Consider the following 18,039-nt stretch of genomic DNA (forward strand, 5'->3'; position numbering starts at 1 on the left):
TCGCGTTGACATCCGGAACCGTTGTTCCGTATCGTTCCCCGCATCCAAGCGGAACAGTCATTCCGATTCTAGGGGTATCTTCGTGCACTTCCAGACCATGGGACGTTCCGGGCTGCGCGTCTCCCGCGCCTGCCTCGGCACCATGAACTTCGGCACCGAGCACGGGCTGGCCGCGGGCGACGCCGCCGAGGCGGGCCGCGTCATCGACGCCTACCTCGACGCGGGCGGCAACTTCATCGACACCGCCGACCTCTACCACCGGGGCGAGACCGAGGAGATCGTCGGCCAGGCGCTGCGCGGCAGGCGCGAGTGGGTCGTGCTGGCCACCAAGGGCGCCATGCCGGTCGGCCCGGAGGGGCGGGGCCTGTCCAGACGGCACCTCACCCGCGCCCTGGAGGCCAGCCTGCGCCGCCTCGGCACCGACTACATCGACCTCTACCAGTGCCACCAGTGGGACCCGGGCACGCCGATCGAGGAGACGATGGCCACCCTCGACGGCTTCGTCCGTTCGGGCAAGGTGCGCTACCTCGGCTGCTCCAACTTCACCGCCGCGCAGATCGTCGAGGCGCAGTGGGCCGCCGAGCGGGTGGGCGGCACGCCGTTCGTGAGCCTGCAACCGCAGTACTCGCTGCTCCAGCGGGTCGTCGAGGCCGAGATCCTGCCCGCCTGTGCCCGGTTCGGCCTCGGCACGGTGGTGTACGGCGCGCTCGGCGGCGGCGTCCTGACCGGCCGCTACCGGCGCGGCGAGATCCCCGACCCGGACAGCCGCATGGGCCGCCTGCTCGGCGCCGCGATGCCCGGCGCGGCCCGCTGGGCGCAGTCGCTGCTCAACGACCGCAACCTGGCCGTCGCCGAGGGGCTGGCCGAGGTCGCGGCCGAGCTGGGGGCCGACCCGGCCGCGGTCGCCCTGGCCTGGGTCGCCGGACGTCCCGGCGTCACGTCGGTGCTGCTCGGGCCACGCTCGGTACGGCAGCTGCGGGAGAACCTGGCCGCCTTCGACCTCACCCTCCCGCCGGAGGCGGCCACCCGCCTGGACGACCTCTCCGACCCCGCCCACACCCCCGCCGACGGCTCCTTCTTCCACCTCGTCCCCCGCTGACCCCGTTCACGAGGTGAGCTTGACCGGGAGGCGGCGTTGGCGGATGGCGGTGCGGACGGCCTTGGCGAGCTGGTCGTACTCGGCCGCGCGGGCCGAGGAGGCGCGGTAGGCCAGGCCGATCGTGCGGCCGGGGGCGGGGGCGGCGAAGCGGCGCAGCGCCAGGCGTACCCGCTTGCCGGTCTCCACCGGCACGGCCGATTCCGGCAGCAGCGTCACGCCGAGGCCGCCCGCCACGAGCTGCACCAACGTCGGCAGGCTGGTCGCGTACGTGGTCGCGGTGGCCCGCGCGCCCACCTCGCGGCACACGTCTATGGCCTGTTCACGCAGGCAGTGACCCTGGTTGAGGAGCACGATGTCCAGGCCCTTGAGCGCGTCGCGGTCGAGCGGCGCGGGGTCCGCGGCCAGGGGGTGGTCGTGGGGGAGCGCCAGCAGGAAGTCCTCGTCGTAGAGCGGCGTCTCCACCAGGCCGCCCACGTCCGTCGGCAGGGCGAGCAGGACCAGGTCGAGCCGCCCCTCGCGGACCTCCTCCAGGATCGTGTCCGTCTTGGCCTCGTGGACGGTCAGCTTGAGCTGCGGGAAGCGCTGGGCGAACATGGGCAGCAGCGCGGGCAGCACGTACGGCGCCACGGTGGGGATCACGCCGAGGTGGGCCGGGCCGCTGAAGGGCTCGCGGTTCTGGGCGGCCTCGCCCATCAGGTCCTCCACGGCGGCCAGCACCCGCCAGGCGTGCTCGGCCACGCGCTCGCCGGCGGAGGTGAGCAGCACCTTGCGGGTGGTCCGCTCCAGAAGCTGTGTGTCCAATATCTCCTCCAATGAGGCGATATTTCCGGACAGGGTGGGTTGGCTCATCTTCAGTGCCGTCGCCGCCTCCCTGAAGTGGAGATGCTCGGCCACGGCGAGGAAGGAACGCAGCTGAGCGAGGGTGGGCATGGGCTCACTGATAGGAATCACCTCTCAGATTGGTCCAACTACTCGATTTCTCGAATCAATGCTAGGTGCGGCAACGTAGGTGCCCTGACCCGCACTTCCTCCGAAGGAGTAGGAACTTGCTCACCGTCGGTGACCGCTTCCCCGAGTACGAACTCACGGCCTGTGTCGACCTCGACCCCGACAAGGCGTTCGCTGAGATCAACCACAAGACCTACGAGGGCAAGTGGCGCGTGGTGTTCTTCTGGCCGAAGGACTTCACGTTCGTCTGCCCGACCGAGATCGCCGAGTTCGGCCGTCTCAACGGCGAGTTCGCCGACCGTGACGCCCAGGTGCTCGGCGTCTCGATCGACTCCGAGTTCGTGCACCACGCCTGGCGCAAGAACCACGAGGACCTGCGCGACCTGCCCTTCCCGATGCTGAGCGACATCAAGCGCGAGCTGTCGCAGGCCTGCGGCGTGCTCGGCCAGGACGGCGTCGCCCAGCGCGCCACGTTCATCGTCGACCAGAACAACGAGATCCAGTTCTCGATGGTGACCGCCGGTTCCGTGGGCCGCAACGTCAAGGAGGTCCTGCGGGTCCTCGACGCCCTGCAGTCCGACGAGCTGTGCCCGTGCAACTGGAACAAGGGCGAGGCCGGCCTCGACGCCCAGAAGCTGCTGGCCCAGTGAGCGTCGACACCCTGAAGTCGCTCCTGCCCGACTACGCCAAGGACACCAGGCTCAACCTGGGCTCGGTCACGACCACCTCGTCGCTGACCGACCAGCAGCTCTGGGGCACCGTCCTGGCGTGCGCCCTGGCCACCAGGTCGGCGCGGGTCATCGCCGAACTCTCGCAGGACGCCGCCGACCACCTGTCGGCCGAGGCGTTCACCGCCGCCAAGGCGGCCGCGTCGATCATGGCGATGAACAACGTCTACTACCGCGCCACCCACCTGATCGGCGACGAGACGTACGCGACGCTGCCGGCCAGGCTCCGGATGACCGTGATCGGCAACCCGGGCGTGGACAAGACGGACTTCGAGCTGTGGTGCCTGGCGGTCTCCGCGATCAACGGCTGCGGCCGCTGCCTGGAGTCGCACGAGCAGGTGCTGCGGGGCGCGGGGCTGCCGCGTGAGCAGGTCCAGGAGGCGCTGCGGGTGGCCGCCGTGATCAACGCCACCGCCGCCACCCTGGAGGCCGAGGCCGCGCTCCAGACGGTCTGACCTCCCTGCGGAACCGCGGAACCGCGGAACCGCGGAACCGCGGAACCGCGGAACCGCGAAAGCGTGAAAGCGCCCTGCGGAACCGCGCAAGCGCGAACCGCGTAACCGCAGGACCGTGAAGGCGGGCGCCCGTACGGGTGCCCGCCTTCGGCGTGTGCGGGGTGCTAGCTGCTCTGGGGTTCGTCGAGCGGGGTGAGCGCCTGGCTGGCCTGCTCGTGCTCCAGGCCCGTGGCCTGCAACAGGTCCACCGCGATCGACCGCAGCTGCGCGATGATGACGTGCGCCGAAAAGCCCAGCCGCTCGGGCCGTTCCCGGCCGGCCACCGCGAGCAGCGCCTGCCGCGCCAGCAGGGGATCGCGTCCGGCGGCCAGCTCCAGCTGCAGTAGCAGCGCCGCCTCCGAGACCTCCCGCATCGCCTCGGCCAGCGCCGTGGGCGGCGGGCTCGCCTCGCCCAACGCGGCCAGCGTGCGGCGGACCATCACCCGGGCGTTGCGCAGGGCCAGGTCGACGGGGACGGCGGCGGTCTCGTACCGGGCCAGGGCGGCCCGGCGATGCCAGTGCAGCGGCGAGATCATGGTGATCTCCTTGCTGGTCTCCAGCGCCATCGCGAACTCCTCGACGGCGGCCTGCGTCGTCCGCGCCTCCTCCAGCGCCTCGGCGGCCAGGTCGACGTCCCGCTTCTCGATCGCCTCCGCCGCCTGCTCCAGGACGGTGGACAGCGCGTCCAGCACCCCCGACAGGTGTTTGGCCGCGATCGTGAACGGGCTGGCGGGCATCAGCGCGACCGCCGCGACGCCGATGACGCCCCCGGTGAGGGCGTCGGCCATGCGGTCGAGGCCGCCGGCGTTCTCGCCCGGCAGCAGCGTGGCCACCAGCACCGCCGACGAGCCCGCCTGCGCGACGAACAGCGCCCCGCCGTTGAGCAGCAGCGCGACGGCCATGGCCAGCCCGACGACCAGCGCGAGCTGCCAGGGACCCGAGCCGATCCAGGACACCAGCAGGTCGCCGACGCCGACGCCGAGGCTCACGCCGACCACCAGCTCGGCGACGCGCCGCAGCCGCTGGCCGAGCCCCACGCCGACGCAGATCAGCACGGAGATCGGCGCGAAGAACGGCCGGGCGTGCCCGAGCAGGTCGACGGCGACGATCCAGGCCAGCGCCGCGCCCACCGCGCACTGCACGATCGAGGGCGCCATGAGACCGAACGTGCCCAGTCGTTCCCTTACGTGATCGCTGAGCCTCGTTCGCACCTTTTCACCTTGGCGGATCTTTGTGACATTGAGGTCACGTTTGCCCCGTGACATCCGGCTGAACCGCGCCGGGGGCGAGCCGCCTGCGGACGAGCACGATGATCGCGACCACGACCGGCGTGGCCATCCACAGGAACGTGGAGTCCTCGCCGACGCCGAACGCCAGGACCGCGCTGACCGCCCACAACACCCCGCAGCCCCAGTACACCCAGGCCGAGGTGGCCATGCGCCGCCTGCTCGCGTGGGCGTTGAGCAGCCCCTGCGACAGGGCCAGCGTGAACAGCGCGCCCTGGCAGAACATCAGGAGCGCCTCGGTCCCCGCGAACAGCGCCAGCGCCAGGCCCTTGGACGCCTGCACGTCGATGTCGGCCGCCGACATCTCGCTCCACAGGTTCATCGTGTACGGCAGGAACGCCGAGCACAGCAGCAGCGGCACGTGCAGCAGCAGGACCGGCTGGGAGACCCGGTGGAGCTGGTCGAAGAGCGTGTGGTGGGCCCGCCAGCTGAACCACAACATGAGGAAGGCCAGCGCGAACGCCGCGAAGGAGCCCTGGTGATGGCTCAGGAAGCCCGCGAGGTCACGGAAGTCGTCCTCCGCCGGGCGGGGGATCTCCAGGACGAGCAGCGTGATCGCGATCGCGAAGACCGCGTCGCTGAACATCCCGACCCGCTCCGGGGTCATGCCGGGACGGGGGGCCGGTGGGGGGCTGGACACAGCGGGTCTCCGTGAATCGTGGGGGGACGACCAGCATAGAGGTCATGGCCTGCCTGGGCTCACCTGGCCAGGAAGGCGTCCACCGCGGCCAGGAAGGCGGCCCGTTCGGTGACGTGGACGAGGTGCCCGGCCTCGATCGTGACCAGCTCGGCGCCGGGGATCAGGCGGGCCAGCCCGGGGGCGTCGAACGGGCTCAGCCGTCCGCCGGACAGCACCAGCGTGGGTGCCGTGATCTTCCCCAGCTCGGCGGCCAGCGCCGGGTCGGGATCGACGATGTACGGCTCGGTCTGGTGCATCATCCGCCAGTCGAAGCCGGTGGAGTCGTCCTCCACGAGCGGCTGCCGTCCTTCGACCGGGAACGGCGCCGTGACGTCCTCCAGCACCAGCCGCTCGACCCGCTCGGGGTGGCGCATGGCCACGTGGTAGGAGACCATGCCGCCGAGCGAGTGCCCGACCAGCCGGACGCGGTCGAGGCCCAGATGGTCGAGGAGCGCCACGACGTCCTCGGCCATCGTGCTCACCGCGTACTCGCCCGGACGGTCGCTGGCCCCGTGGCCGCGCAGGTCGGGGGCGAGGACGTGGTGACGGGCGGCGAAGTGCTGGGTGATGCCGTTCCAGTCGTTGTGGTTCGCGGTCCTGCCGTGGAGGAGGACCAGCGGCGGAGCGGCGGGGTCGCCCTCCTCGCGGTAGACGAGCTTGATGCCGTTGACGTGGGCTTCGCGAATCACATCCGGGAACACTACCTTCGCTCCTTTTGTGCGCTTCGAGGTTCCGCCGAGAGCTTGACCGGCCAGCGCACCTTGACATCGCCGCGGCCGTTCATGGGCAGACATTGCCCATGAACCCCGCCGGGCCGCTCGGCTAGCGTCGCGACGGTGGGGAAGCCGGTACTGGAGAAGGGGCAACGCATGCCGGACCCGATTGAAGTGCGCAAGGTGCCGATCGAGAGCGTGACCGACGCCTCCGGACTGTCCCGGCTCATCGAGGACGGGGTGATCGAGGCGCGCCGGGTGCTCGCGGTGATCGGCAAGACCGAGGGCAACGGCGGCGTCAACGACTACACGCGCATCCTGGCAGACCGGGCCTTCCGCGAGGTCCTGGCCGAGCACGGCCACCCGTCCCCGGAGAGCGTGCCGCTGGTGTGGTCGGGCGGCACCGACGGCGTCCTCAGCCCGCACGCCACCGTCTTCGCCACCACGGCGGACGCGCCGATGAGCGACGAGCCGCGCCTGTCGGTGGGCGTGGCGATGAGCGAGGTGATCCTGCCCGAGGACATCGGCCGTCCGGCGATGGTGGAGAAGGTGGCCGCCGGGGTGCGGGAGGCCATGAAGATCGCCGGCATCGACGACCCGCGCGACGTGCACTACGTGCAGACCAAGACGCCGCTGCTCACCCTGGCCACCATCACCGAGGCCAGGAGCCGCGGCCAGGACACCGCCATCGAGGAGACCGGCCCGTCGATGGACCTGTCCAACTCCACCACCGCGCTGGGCATCGCCGTCGCGCTCGGCGAGATCGACATGCCGCGGGCCGACCAGATCCACAAGGACCTGTCGCTGTACTCGTCGGTGGCCTCGTGCTCGTCGGGGGTGGAGCTGGACCGGGCGCAGATCGTGCTGGTGGGGAACGTGCGCGGCATCGGCGGGCGCTACCGCATCGGGCACAGCGTGATGCAGGACGCGCTCGACGCCGACGGCATCTGGGCGGCCATCAGGGACTCCGGGCTGCCGCTGCCGGACCGTCCCCACCCTGCCGACCTCGGCGGGCGGCTGGTCAACGTGTTCATGAAGTGCGAGGCCGACCCGTCGGGGCGGGTGCGCGGGCGGCGCAACATCATGCTGGACGACTCCGACGTGCACTGGCACCGGCAGATCAAGGCGGCCGTCGGCGGGGTGGCGGCCTCGGTCACCGGCGACCCCGCGGTGTTCGTCTCGGTGGCCGCCGTGCACCAGGGGCCGTCGGGCGGCGGACCGGTCGCGGCCATCGCCGACCTCGGCTGACCGGCTGGGCCTCGGCCGGCCGGTCAGCCCGGCTGACCGGCAGGCCCTGGCTCGCACCAGGGCAGCACGGTCAGCTCGGGCCAGGCTTCGGCGCAGCGCGCCGCCTTGGCCTCGTAGACCTCGCGCGGCGCCTGCCGGGGGTTGGGACGCAGCACGAGGTTGAAGGCGTCGGCCACGCCGTAGGGGGCGTAGACCCGCCACGCCCCCGACGCGGTGAGCCGGACGCCGATCGCGCTCGTGGTGCTGGGGAAGGAGTCGATCGCGGCCTCGGAGCTGTCGTAGGGCGGGCACGGCACGCCGAAGCGGCGCTCGTACCACAGATGGACGCGGGCCTCGTTGCGGATCTCCACCGGCACGTCGCCGAACAGCTCCCGCCCGGCCCTGATCGCGCGGTCCTCCGCTTCCCACGACAGGTCGGACGGATCGTGATAGATCAGGTCGTAGTCTTTGACGCCGTAGCCCGCCGGACGTCCGGTCACGTGGTTCCAGATCGCCTGGACGACCGAGCCCGCCGCCAGCCACCAGCCGGGCAGGCCGAGCGTGCGAGCTCCGCCGAGCACCCGCACCAGCACCGGGTCGGTCTCCAGCACGGCCCGCACGGCCGCAGTCTGCTCGTCGAGGGGGAGCCGAGAGATCCGCACCACACCTGTCTAGCAGCCCACCCCGACAGAACGCCGCGGGAACGCCGCCGGAACCCGGACAGAACACCGACGAGCATCCCAGGAACGCTGACGAGCATCGCGGGAGCGCCTCCAGGGCGCCTCCAGGAACGGGGGCGGTGGCGCTCGCGGGTAGTCTCGTTCGTTGTGCCGACCATCCCACAGCCACTCGACCCCGACGACGACGGCAGCGCCGCCCCCGCCGTGGCCGCCGCCCTGGCCGCCTACGAGTCGGGCGCGTGCGGCCCCGCCGACGTGCTGGCCGCCCTGAGCGGCGCGCGGCTGCTGGTGCCGGTGGTCGCCCTGCTGACCGAGTCCGAGGTCGGTGAGCACGGGCTGCGCCAGGAGAAGGAGAGCGAGATGGCGCTGCCCAAGCTCGTCGGCCAGGACGGCAGGCACGCGGTGCTCGCCTTCACCGGCACCGACGCGCTGACCAGATGGCGCAAGGACGCCCGCCCCATCCAGACCGGCACGCTCCAGGTCTGCCGGGCGGCCGTGCACGAGGAGGCCGCCGCGGTCGTGGTCGACGTGGCCGGGCCGGTGCAGTTCGTGATCGAGGGCGAGGTGCTGAAGGCGCTGGCCGCGGTCGAGTCCGGCACCGTCGACCAGCTCGGCGGCGTCACCGTCGCCAGGATGGAGCCCGCCCCGCCCCGCCGCCGCTGGTTCTCCCGCCGGAACAGCTGAACACCGCTCCTCCCGCAGATACGGCTGAACACCGCTTCTTCCGCGAGCCGGACAAGCCGACGCCCCCGGCCGGTGTCGTCACCGGCCGGGGGCGCTCGCCGGACGTCCTCAGGAGCGGACGTCCTCAGGAGCGGACGTCCTCAGGAGCGGACGTCCTCAGGAGACGGTCAGGTAGAACCCGGTGTCGGCCGCCACGCCGTCGGCGAGCTGGCTGTAGACCGCGACCGCCCGGTAGTGGCCGCCGCAGATCGCCGCCCCGCGCTGCACCGACAGCGAGCGCGGGTAGCTGGACCGGCCCGTCGGCGTCACGTGGATCGCCAGGTCGCCGTCGTAGTCGACGTCGTCGCTGAGGATCACGCAGTACGTCCCGCGGAACATGCGCCTGACCTCCTCGACGTTCTTGCTGGCGGTCACCACGCCGTCCGCCCTGACGGTGGCCGAGGCCTGGGCGTAGGGCGTGTCCGCGTACGCCGCCGCGGGCGTCAGGACGGCCGCCGCGACGAGCGCGACGCCGGCGGCGCGCCGGATGATGTTCATATGGGTGCTCCCTCGGTTCTCGGTCAGGAGATGGTCAGGTCGAAGCCGCCGTCGGCGAGCCGGCCGGTGCTGGTGTCGTAGACGCCGACGGTGATCGTGTTGGACTCGTGGCAGGTCGCCGACGAGTTCCGGTAGGCGATGAACGGCAGGCGGCGGGGCGCCCGCGGGGTGATCTGGATCACCGCGGCGGACGTGGTGACGTGCCTGTCGACCATCACGCAGTAGCGGCCGGTGGAGGCCCGCCACGTCTTGAGGATGTTCTTGCCGTTGTTCAGCTCGCCGTCCGCGTCGACGATCGCCGCGGCCCGCGCGTAAGGGGCCTGCAGGTCGGCGTACGCGGCGGGGCCGGTCATGATGAGGCTTGCGGCGCTCAGCGCGAGGCCGCCGGCCAAGATGCCACGGAACATGGGTCTTCCTCTCGGTCACTCTTCCGGGGGGCCACGACAGAAAGTAGGTTCCTGACCACCCCCGGAGCCGCGTGCCACCCCGTCCCGGACGATCAAAGTTCCTTGGGGGATCGCCCCCGAACCCATGACCGCCGGCGTGCGTCGCGGCCCTCCGTCCGGGGCGTGAGGGCCCGCCGGGACGCGGGTTCGCTCTTGGCGCACGCCATACCCGGGCCGCCCGCCGCGATCCCGGGACGGCCGCCGGGCCGCCGCATTAGGGTCTGCTCGTGGTCGCACTGATGGCGCTGCTCGGTCTGGTCGCCGGACACCAGGTCAGGGCGCTGGCCGACGCCTACGACGACCTCGCGTCCCCGCCACCCTGGCCGCCGGGCGTGGAACTGCTGACCGCCGCCGTGACGGCGCTGACCGCCTGGCTCGCCGGGCCGCCGTACACGGGTCTCGCGCTGGCCGGCACGGCGCTGGCGGTCATCGACTGGCGTACCACCCTGCTGCCCGACGCGATCACGCTGCCCGCGTACCCGATCATCGCACTGACCCTGCTCCCCACCGGGGAGCTGCCGCGCGCGCTGCTCGGCGCGGCGGCGCTGGCGGCCGTCTACGGCCTGTTGTGGTTCGCCAGGCCGGCCGCGATGGGCCTCGGCGACGTCAAGCTGGCCGGGCTCATCGGCATGGCGGCGGCGGCGATGAGCTGGCAGACGTGGGTGGCCGCCGCTTTCGCCGGGCAGGTGCTCGGCGCGCTGTACGCGGTCGCGCTGCTGCTCACCGGGCGGGGCGACCGGCACACCCAGTTCCCCTTCGGGCCGTTCATGCTGCTCGGTGCTTTCGTGGCGCTCTGTCTCGGCTGGTGAACGACGGACATCCCACCCGGCCGCACGTGGAAGACTTGGAGTCATGTTGCGCTGGTTGACGGCCGGAGAGTCCCACGGCCCCGAACTCGTTGCCATCCTCGAAGGACTGCCCGCCGGGGTCGAGGTGACCACGGCCGCGATCGACGAGGCCCTGCGCCGCCGCAGGCTCGGCTACGGCCGCGGCGCGCGGATGAAGTTCGAGCAGGACCAGGTGACGATCGTCGGCGGCGTGCGCCACGGCCGCACCATGGGCAGCCCGGTCGCCGTCCGCGTGGGCAACACCGAGTGGCCCAAGTGGGAGAAGGTCATGTCGGCCGACCCGGTCGACCCGGCCGAGCTGGAGGGCCTGGCCCGCAACGCGCCGCGGTCCCGCCCCCGCCCCGGCCACGCCGACCTGGCCGGCATGCAGAAGTACGGCTTCGACGACGCCCGTCAGGTGCTCGACCGGGCCAGCGCCCGCGAGACCGCGGCCCGCGTCGCGCTCGGCGAGGTCGCCAGGCGCTTCCTGAAGCAGGCGCTCGGCGTCGACATCGTCAGCCACGTCACCTCCATCGGCGGCGCGCAGACCCCGACCGAGGTGCTGCCCGGCCCCGGCGACCTGGCCAGGATCGACGAAGACCCGGTCCGCTGCTCCGACCCCGAGGGCAGCGCCGCCATGGTCGCCGTGATCGACCAGGCGCACAAAGAGGGCGACACGCTCGGCGGCGTCGTGGAGGTGCTGGCCTACGGCCTGCCGCCCGGCCTGGGCAGCTACACCCACTGGGACCGCAGGCTCGACTCCCGGCTCGCCGCGGCCCTCATGGGCATCCAGGCGATCAAGGGCGTCGCGGTCGGCGACGGCTTCGAGACCGCCCGCCGGCCCGGCTCGCGCGCCCACGACGAGATCGAGTACACCGCCGAGAACGGCGTCAAGCGCGTCACCAACCGCGCGGGCGGCGTCGAGGGCGGCATGACCAACGGCGAGGTCCTGCGGGTCAGCGCCGCCATGAAGCCCATCTCCACCGTGCCGAGGGCCCTGGCCACGATCGACGTCAGGACCGGCGAGGCGGCCAAGGCCCACCACGAGCGCTCCGACGTGTGCGCCGTCCCGGCCGCGGGCATCGTGGCCGAGGCCATGGTCGCGCTGGTGCTGGCCGACGCGGCCCTGGAGAAGTTCGGCGGCGACTCGGTGGAGGAGGTCGCCCGCAACCTGTCCGGCTACCTCTCCTCGATGGTGATCAAGTGACGACCGCGCGGAGCGAACGAGAAGGGGTGAGCGACCAGTGACCAGAGCCGTGCTCATCGGCCCGCCCGGATCCGGCAAGACCACGATCGGGCAGCTGCTGGCCGAGCGGCTCGGCGTCGCCTTCCGCGACACCGACGCCGACGTCGAGGCCGTGGCCGGCAAGCCGGTCTCCGACATCTTCGTCGAGGACGGCGAGGCCCGCTTCCGCGAGCTGGAACACCAGGCCGTGCGCCGCGCGCTGGCCGAGCACGACGGCGTGCTGTCGCTCGGCGGCGGCGCCGTGCTCAACGAGGACACCCAGGCCCTGCTCGCCGGCCACCACGTGGTCTACCTGCAGGTGGGCCTGGCCGACGCGGTCCAGCGGGTCGGGCTCGGCTCGGCCAGGCCGCTGCTGGTGCTCAACCCGCGCAGCCAGCTCAAGAAGCTGATGGAGGAGCGGCGGCCGGTCTACGAGCGGCTGGCCGTGGTCACGCTCGCCACCGACAAGCGCGACCCCGGCGAGCTCGCCGACGAGATCCTGGAGGGCCTGCCGGCATGACCGCGACGCGGATCCCCGTATCCGGCGACAGCCCGTACGACGTCGTGGTGGGCAGCGGCGTGCAGGCCGAGCTGCCGGACCTGTTCCGGCCGGGCGTGCGCACGGTCGCCGTCGTCCGCCCGCAGGGCCTGCCCGAGCTGTCCCGCCCGGTCCTCACGGCGCTGGCCGAGGCCGGTTACGAGGTGGCCGACCTGCCCGTCCCCGACGGCGAGGCGTGCAAGACGCCCGAGGTGGCCGCCGGCCTGTGGTCCGCGCTCGGCCGCCACGGCCTGACCCGCTCCGACGCCGTCGTGGGCGTGGGCGGCGGCGCGACGACCGACCTGGCCGGCTTCGTGGCCGGCACCTGGCTGCGCGGCGTGCAGGTCGTGCTCGTGCCGACGACGCTGCTGGCCATGGTCGACGCCGCCGTCGGCGGCAAGAACGGCATCGACACCCCCGAGGGCAAGAACCTGGTGGGCACGTTCCTGCCGCCCGCCGGGGTGCTCTGCGACCTGGCCGTGCTGCCCGGCATGCCGAAGGCCGACTACGTGGCGGGGCTCGCCGAGATCATCAAGGGCGGCTTCATCGCCGACCCGCAGATCCTCGCGCTGGTCGAGTCCGACCCCGAGGGGGCCACCAGGCCCGACGGCCCCCACACCCGCGAGCTGATCGAGCGCAAGATCCGCGTCAAGGCCCACGTCGTGGGCGCCGACCTGCGCGAGCAGGGCCTGCGCGAGATCCTCAACTACGGACACACGCTCGCCCACGCCATCGAGCGCGACGAGCACTACACGATCCGCCACGGCGAGGCGGTCGCCATCGGCATGGTCTACGCCGCCGAGCTGTCCCGGCTGTCCGGCCGCGCCGACCTGACCGCCCGCACCCGCGCGATCCTCACCTCCGTGGGCCTGCCGGTCTCCTACCACGCCGGCGCCTGGCCGCGGCTGCGCGACCACATGCGGCTGGACAAGAAGAACCGGGGCGCCAAGCAGCGCTTCGTCGTCCTCGACGACCTGGCCAGGCCCGGGCGGCTCGAAGACCCCGCCGAAGAGCTGCTCGAAGCCGCCTACAAGGAGATCGCGCGATGATCCTCGTGCTCAACGGCCCCAACCTGAGCCGGCTCGGCACCCGCGAGCCCGACGTCTACGGGGCCGAGACGCTGGAGGACCTCGCCGAGCTGTGCCGCGAGACCGGCCGCAAGCTCGGCGAGCAGGTCGAGGTGCGCCAGACCGACGACGAGGCCGAGCTGATCGGCTGGCTGCACGAGGCCGCCGACGGCCGCATTCCCGTCGTGCTCAACCCGGCCGCCTTCACCCACTACTCCTACGCCGTGCGCGACGCCATCGCCCAGCGCACCGCCCCGCTCGTCGAGGTGCACATCAGCAACCCCGCGGCGAGGGAAGAGTTTCGCCACACCTCGGTCGTCGCCGGGGTGGCGACGGGCACGATCGCCGGATTCGGACTACAGTCCTACGTCCTGGCGCTACACGCTATCGCGGAGATGAACAGCAGCTCATGAGGCAATACAAGTCCTTCGTCGCACTCGGGGACAGTTTCACCGAAGGACTGAACGATCCAGGCCCCGACGGGCACTACCGCGGCTGGGCCGACCGGGTGGCCGAACGGCTCGCCGCCGACGACCCGGCGTTCCGCTACGCGAACCTGGCCGTCCGCGGCAAGCTGCTCGACCAGATCGTCACCGAGCAGGTGCCGCGGGCCATCGAGATGGGCCCCGACCTGGTCAGCTTCTGCGCGGGCGGCAACGACCTGCTGCGGCCGGGCAGCGACCCCGACGTGATGGCCAAGCGCCTGGCCCGCGCGGTGCGCGACCTGCGGGCCGGAGGCGCGGACGTGCTGCTGTTCACCGGGGTCGATCCGCGCGACACGCCGCTGATGCGGCGGCTGCGCGGCCGTTTCGCCATCTTCTACCTGCACATCCGTTCCATCGCCGACCTCTACGGCTGCCGGCTGGTAGACCAGTGGTCGATGCAGGGGCTGCGCGACTGGCGGGCCTGGAGCACCGACCGCCTGCACATGAACGAGGACGGCCACCGGCTGGTGGCGGCCCGCGTGCTCGACGTGCTCGGGGTGCCGTTCGACGACTGGCGCAAGGATTGGCCGGAGCGGCTGGTCGACCCGCGGGCGCGGCGCCGCGAGGACGCCCAGTGGATCCGCGAGCACCTGGTGCCGTGGATGTCCCGCCGGCTGCGCGGCACCTCCTCCGGCGACGGCCTCACCCCCAAGCGCCCCGACCTCACCCCGTTCTAGCCGCTCCCGCAGAACCGCCCCGGATCAGGCCCGCTCAGGGTTCCGTCGCGGGCTTGCGGGGCCACGGAGTGGGGTAGGGCGGGCTCGCGTGACGGCGGCCCGCCGGTGAAGGGTCAGCGGGCGTTTCCTGGAAGGCCACCGGCCCCGTACGGCGGGTGGCCTGACCCGGCGAAGCCGTAAGGAAAGAAGCCGTAAGGAAAGAAGCCGTAAGGAAAGAAGCCGTAAGGAAAGAAGCCGTAAGGAAAGAAGCCGTAAGGAAAGGGCCGTTGCCCGAAGTCAGTCCCTGAAGATCAGCGGGTCAGGACTCGGTGGACAGGCGCTTGAGCGCGGCACGGGGGACGGCCGGGTCGGTGGTGCGCCAGAACGGCGGCAACGACCCCAGCAGGAAACCGCTGTACCGGGCCGTGGCCAGGCGCGGGTCGAGGACCGCGATGACGCCCTTGTCGTCCTGCGCGCGCAGCAACCGGCCGGTGCCCTGGGCCAGCAGCAGGGCCGCGTGGTTGGCCGCCACCGCCATGAACCCGTTGCCGCCGCGCGCCGCGACGTGCCGCTGACGGGCCGAGGTGAGCGGATCGTCGGGACGCGGGAACGGCACCCGGTCGATGATGACCAGCCGCAGCGACGGCCCGGGGACGTCGACCCCCTGCCACAGCGACAACGTGCCGAACAGGCAGGTCGGCTCGTCCTCGGCGAACTGCTTGACCAGCAGCATGGTCGAGTCGTCGCCCTGGCACAGCAGCGGCACGTCGAGCCGGTCGCGCAGCGCCTCCGTGGCGGCCTTGGCGGCGCGCATCGAGGAGAACAGCCCCAGCGTGCGCCCGCCGGCCGCCTCGATGAGCTCGGTGATCTCGTCGAGATACTGCTGCGGCAGCCCGTCGCGGCCCGGCTGGGGGAGGTGCTTGGCGACGTAGAGGATGCCGGCGCGCGGGTGGTCGAACGGCGAGCCGACGTCGATGCCCTGCCAGCGCTTGCTGTCGCCCAGCCCCCACTGCGCGGCCAGCCCGTCGAACGTGCCGCCGAGGGCGAGCGTGGCGGAGGTGAGCACCACCGTGCGCTCGCCGAACAGCCGGTCGCGCAGCATGCCGCTCACGCTCAGCGGCGCGACCCGCAACATGGGCGGACGGCGGTCGGTGGCGCCGTCGAGCCAGACCACCTCGGCGCGGTCGGCCTCGGAGGCGTGGCCGTAGGCGTCGAGCATGCGGACGGCGGTGTCGTGCACCTCGTCGAGCGCGGTGAAGGCGGCCTTGCGCTGGCCGGCCTTGTCGGGGTCGTCCTTGTCGGCGTTGCGCGGGCCCATGGCGGTGATGCAGCGCCAGGCCGTGTCGCGGATGAGCTGCAAGGTGAGGCCGAGCACCTGCGGCAGCTCGTCGATGCGGCCGGGCGGGGCGGCGGCCAGCAGCGCCTTGAGGTCTTCGCCCGCCTCCATGAGCTGGTCGGCGAGCGGTTGCTCGATCAGCCGGCCGACGCGGCGCACGGCCAGCATCACCGACGCCTCCGACAGCTCGCTGGTGACCACCGAGGTCACCCGGTCGACCAGCTCGTGGGCCTCGTCGACGACCACGACCTCGTGCTCGGGCAGCACCGGCAGGTCGCCCATGGCGTCGATGGCCAGCAGCGCGTGGTTGGTCACCACGACGTCGACCTCGCCGGCGCGCGCCCTGGCCAGCTCGGCGAAGCACTCGGGGCCGCTCGGGCAGCGGGTGGCGCCCAGGCACTCCTGCGCGCTCACCGAGAACTGCCGCCAGGCCTGCTCGCTCACGCCGGGCACCAGCTCGTCGCGGTCGCCCGTCTCGGTCTCGTCGGCCCACTCCTGGATGCGCTGGACCATGCGGCCGGTCGCGCTCACCTCACGCGGATCGAAGAGCTGGTCCTGCTCGTCCTCCTCGGGCCAGCCCGCCGTCGCCTTGTAGCGGCACAGGTAGTTGCGCCGGCCCTTGAGTATGGCGAACGTCGGCTCGTGCGGCAGCTCCTTGCCCAGCGCCTCGGCCAGCCGGGGCAGGTCGCGGTCGACGAGCTGGCGCTGCAGCGCGATGGTGGCCGTGGAGATGACGACGGGGGTGTCGCTGTCCATGGCGTGCCGGATCGAGGGCACCAGGTACGCCAGCGACTTGCCGGTGCCCGTGCCCGCCTGGACGGCCAGGTGCTCCTCGTCGTCGATGGCCTTCTGGACGGCCTTGACCATGGTGACCTGGCCCTGCCGTTCGCTCCCTCCGAGAGCGCCGACCGCGATGCTGAGCAGTTCGTCCACTGACGGGAGATGGGAGTCCGGCACGGTCGTCAACGGTACCCGCAATCCCGGGCCGACGCGCCGGGACGCCCTGTGTCCGGTCATGCGCATCCCGGCGTTCCCGGGCTGCCCGCGGGACTCGCGTGGCACACTGTCGAGCGGAACTCCAACTGGTCAGGAAGATCTTGCTGGTGTGATCGATGGGGTTCACGGTCTCGATGGTGAGAGCGGTTAGGTAGGGTTTTCCGGGGTTGAGTGGACGAATAAAGGCTGGTTAAAGCAGTATGTCTGCCATGTCGGAAGTTGTCCCGTTGCCGTCGTTCGGCGAAGTCTTCTTCGATGCACGAGGTCAGGAGCGGTGCCTCCGGGTCACGTGGCATGAGGGCACACTGGTCCTCAGCCTGTGGCGAGGGGAGATGTGCACAGCGAGCTTCCGCATGCCGATGGAGGACGTCGGCAGGCTGCTCGACACGCTCGACGACGGCTACGCCGAGGCCACGGGCGAGCAGCCCGCGGTGCCCGCGGCCGATCCGGGCACCGAGGTGATGCCGGGCACCGGCACGTACCACCGGCCGCCTCAGCACGCCCAGCAGCCTCCGCCGCCCGCGCTCGACGAGCGGCCCACAGCGTCGCTGTCGCCCAACGACGTGCTGGTCGCGCGCGGCCCCGCGCCGCAGGACAAACTGGTGGCCTCCTACAGCGAGACCACCGGCCCCCGGGAGACGCCGTCGTACGGCGAGCGCAGCCCCTTCACCGGCCCCCAGTACGTCGAGCAGCCCGCCGCCCAGTACCCCGGCGACCCGCACAGCGGCCCCCAGTACACCGGTGACCCGTTCAGCGGCCCGCAGTACACCGGCGATCCGCTGAGCGGCCCGCAGTACACGGGTGACGCCTTCAGCGGCCCGCAGTACACGGGCGACCCGCTGAGCGGCCCCCAGTACACCGGCGACCCCTTCACCGGCCCCCAGTACGTCGAGAGCAGCGAGCCCGTCTACCAGCTGCCCGCCGACCAGCGCCGACCGGCGCCGCTGAGCACCGACCCGCTCGGCTTCCCGTCGCAGGCCGCCGACCCCTACCCGCCGGCCCAGCAGTACTCTCCCGACCCGTACGGCTCCTACCAGCAGCCGCCGTCCCAGCCCCAGCCCCAGCAGCCTCCGGCACAGCCGCAGAGCACGGCCGGGCTCGGCACGCCCATGCACGGCATCCCCGGCGCGGGCCGCAGGCACAACCCCGCGCCCGCCCAGGACTCCTACCGCGCGGCCGACACCTACCAGGGCTACCAGCAGCCCGCGCAGCCCAACCCGGTGGACCCGCTGCTGGCGCTCGGCCGTCAGGAGTACCCGCCGCAGCCGTCCGACCCGAACATGGGCCGTCCGTACGTGACGGACCCCCTGTTCTCGACCGGCGAACGCCTGCGCCCCGACCAGCAGCAGGACTACGGGGACGGGCGCGACCGCCGGGAGTGGTGACGA

The 18,039-nt window shown here is 72.2% G+C and carries 20 protein-coding genes; 12 read left to right on the top strand and 8 right to left on the bottom strand.

What is annotated here, in order from left to right; all coding sequences use genetic code 11:
* Positions 1 to 82: 82 nt before the first annotated feature.
* A complete protein-coding gene (locus ACWEJ6_RS10975; protein ID WP_452422998.1) occupies positions 83 to 1,099 on the top strand; it encodes an aldo/keto reductase in 1,017 nt (338 codons plus the stop codon).
* Positions 1,100 to 1,105: 6 nt separating this feature from the next.
* On the opposite strand, the gene ACWEJ6_RS10980 is transcribed toward ACWEJ6_RS10975, so the two are convergent.
* Complete coding sequence (locus tag ACWEJ6_RS10980; RefSeq protein ID WP_358284944.1) at positions 1,106 to 2,029, bottom strand: LysR substrate-binding domain-containing protein; 924 nt, start codon at positions 2,027 to 2,029, stop codon at positions 1,106 to 1,108.
* 116 nt (positions 2,030 to 2,145) lie between these two features.
* On the opposite strand from ACWEJ6_RS10980, the gene ACWEJ6_RS10985 reads away from it, so the two are divergent.
* Together ACWEJ6_RS10985 and ACWEJ6_RS10990 are read left to right on the top strand one after the other, a co-directional pair.
* On the top strand, positions 2,146 to 2,697 hold the full coding sequence (locus ACWEJ6_RS10985; protein WP_357964755.1) for a peroxiredoxin: 552 nt from the start codon (positions 2,146 to 2,148) through the stop codon (positions 2,695 to 2,697).
* Positions 2,694 to 3,230, top strand: a complete 537-nt coding sequence (locus tag ACWEJ6_RS10990) for a carboxymuconolactone decarboxylase family protein (RefSeq protein ID WP_387664225.1) — start codon at positions 2,694 to 2,696, stop codon at positions 3,228 to 3,230. Before ACWEJ6_RS10985 ends, ACWEJ6_RS10990 begins: the two co-directional genes overlap by 4 nt.
* A gap of 164 nt (positions 3,231 to 3,394) precedes the next feature.
* Here the strand turns inward: ACWEJ6_RS10990 and ACWEJ6_RS10995 are convergent, their stop codons facing one another.
* The 3 genes from ACWEJ6_RS10995 to ACWEJ6_RS11005 all read right to left on the bottom strand — a co-directional run bounded on the left by ACWEJ6_RS10995 (position 3,395) and on the right by ACWEJ6_RS11005 (position 5,923).
* A complete protein-coding gene (locus ACWEJ6_RS10995) occupies positions 3,395 to 4,426 on the bottom strand; it encodes an FUSC family protein (protein ID WP_358284948.1) in 1,032 nt (343 codons plus the stop codon).
* A gap of 88 nt (positions 4,427 to 4,514) precedes the next feature.
* Positions 4,515 to 5,195 carry a TMEM175 family protein gene (locus tag ACWEJ6_RS11000; RefSeq protein ID WP_387664227.1) on the bottom strand — a complete coding sequence of 227 codons (681 nt, stop codon included), beginning with the start codon at positions 5,193 to 5,195 and terminating at the stop codon, positions 4,515 to 4,517.
* 59 nt (positions 5,196 to 5,254) lie between these two features.
* Positions 5,255 to 5,923 carry an alpha/beta fold hydrolase gene (locus tag ACWEJ6_RS11005; RefSeq protein ID WP_452423002.1) on the bottom strand — a complete coding sequence of 223 codons (669 nt, stop codon included), beginning with the start codon at positions 5,921 to 5,923 and terminating at the stop codon, positions 5,255 to 5,257.
* Positions 5,924 to 6,103: 180 nt separating this feature from the next.
* Between ACWEJ6_RS11005 and ACWEJ6_RS11010 the strand changes: the two genes are divergently transcribed.
* On the top strand, positions 6,104 to 7,195 hold the full coding sequence (locus tag ACWEJ6_RS11010) for a barbiturase (protein WP_358284954.1): 1,092 nt from the start codon (positions 6,104 to 6,106) through the stop codon (positions 7,193 to 7,195).
* A gap of 23 nt (positions 7,196 to 7,218) precedes the next feature.
* Here ACWEJ6_RS11010 and ACWEJ6_RS11015 read toward each other — a convergent pair whose 3' ends face one another.
* The gene (locus ACWEJ6_RS11015; protein WP_452423004.1) at positions 7,219 to 7,836 is read right to left on the bottom strand and encodes a nucleotidyltransferase family protein; all 618 of its coding nucleotides are present in this window, start codon (positions 7,834 to 7,836) and stop codon (positions 7,219 to 7,221) included.
* A 165-nt stretch (positions 7,837 to 8,001) separates the two neighbouring features.
* Between ACWEJ6_RS11015 and ACWEJ6_RS11020 the strand changes: the two genes are divergently transcribed.
* Positions 8,002 to 8,538, top strand: a complete 537-nt coding sequence (locus ACWEJ6_RS11020; RefSeq protein ID WP_387664235.1) for an SseB family protein — start codon at positions 8,002 to 8,004, stop codon at positions 8,536 to 8,538.
* A gap of 156 nt (positions 8,539 to 8,694) precedes the next feature.
* Here the strand turns inward: ACWEJ6_RS11020 and ACWEJ6_RS11025 are convergent, their stop codons facing one another.
* A complete protein-coding gene (locus ACWEJ6_RS11025) occupies positions 8,695 to 9,075 on the bottom strand; it encodes a hypothetical protein (RefSeq protein WP_358284960.1) in 381 nt (126 codons plus the stop codon).
* A 23-nt stretch (positions 9,076 to 9,098) separates the two neighbouring features.
* Positions 9,099 to 9,482 carry a hypothetical protein gene (locus ACWEJ6_RS11030; RefSeq protein ID WP_352363953.1) on the bottom strand — a complete coding sequence of 128 codons (384 nt, stop codon included), beginning with the start codon at positions 9,480 to 9,482 and terminating at the stop codon, positions 9,099 to 9,101.
* 266 nt (positions 9,483 to 9,748) lie between these two features.
* On the opposite strand from ACWEJ6_RS11030, the gene ACWEJ6_RS11035 reads away from it, so the two are divergent.
* Genes ACWEJ6_RS11035 through ACWEJ6_RS11060 form a run of 6 tightly spaced genes read left to right on the top strand, consistent with a single transcriptional unit; the run spans position 9,749 to position 14,340 of the window.
* Positions 9,749 to 10,330, top strand: coding sequence for a prepilin peptidase (locus tag ACWEJ6_RS11035; protein WP_358284962.1), 582 nt, complete (start codon positions 9,749 to 9,751; stop codon positions 10,328 to 10,330).
* Between the two features lie 43 nt (positions 10,331 to 10,373).
* A complete protein-coding gene (aroC, locus tag ACWEJ6_RS11040; protein WP_452423008.1) occupies positions 10,374 to 11,555 on the top strand; it encodes a chorismate synthase in 1,182 nt (393 codons plus the stop codon).
* Positions 11,556 to 11,592: 37 nt separating this feature from the next.
* On the top strand, positions 11,593 to 12,093 hold the full coding sequence (locus ACWEJ6_RS11045) for a shikimate kinase (RefSeq protein WP_358284966.1): 501 nt from the start codon (positions 11,593 to 11,595) through the stop codon (positions 12,091 to 12,093).
* On the top strand, positions 12,090 to 13,160 hold the full coding sequence (aroB, locus tag ACWEJ6_RS11050; protein ID WP_452423011.1) for a 3-dehydroquinate synthase: 1,071 nt from the start codon (positions 12,090 to 12,092) through the stop codon (positions 13,158 to 13,160). Before ACWEJ6_RS11045 ends, aroB begins: the two co-directional genes overlap by 4 nt.
* A complete protein-coding gene (gene aroQ, locus ACWEJ6_RS11055; RefSeq protein WP_352363963.1) occupies positions 13,157 to 13,591 on the top strand; it encodes a type II 3-dehydroquinate dehydratase in 435 nt (144 codons plus the stop codon). The genes aroB and aroQ overlap by 4 nt, the downstream gene beginning before the upstream one ends.
* Positions 13,588 to 14,340, top strand: coding sequence for an SGNH/GDSL hydrolase family protein (locus ACWEJ6_RS11060; protein ID WP_358284970.1), 753 nt, complete (start codon positions 13,588 to 13,590; stop codon positions 14,338 to 14,340). Before aroQ ends, ACWEJ6_RS11060 begins: the two co-directional genes overlap by 4 nt.
* A gap of 298 nt (positions 14,341 to 14,638) precedes the next feature.
* On the opposite strand, the gene ACWEJ6_RS11065 is transcribed toward ACWEJ6_RS11060, so the two are convergent.
* Positions 14,639 to 16,612 carry an ATP-dependent DNA helicase gene (locus tag ACWEJ6_RS11065; protein WP_387664243.1) on the bottom strand — a complete coding sequence of 658 codons (1,974 nt, stop codon included), beginning with the start codon at positions 16,610 to 16,612 and terminating at the stop codon, positions 14,639 to 14,641.
* Between the two features lie 392 nt (positions 16,613 to 17,004).
* On the opposite strand from ACWEJ6_RS11065, the gene ACWEJ6_RS11070 reads away from it, so the two are divergent.
* Entirely contained in the window at positions 17,005 to 18,036 is a 1,032-nt protein-coding gene (locus ACWEJ6_RS11070; protein ID WP_452423013.1) for a hypothetical protein, read from the top strand.
* Positions 18,037 to 18,039: the final 3 nt, after the last annotated feature.

This window comes from Nonomuraea sp. NPDC004702, from assembly GCF_053601695.1.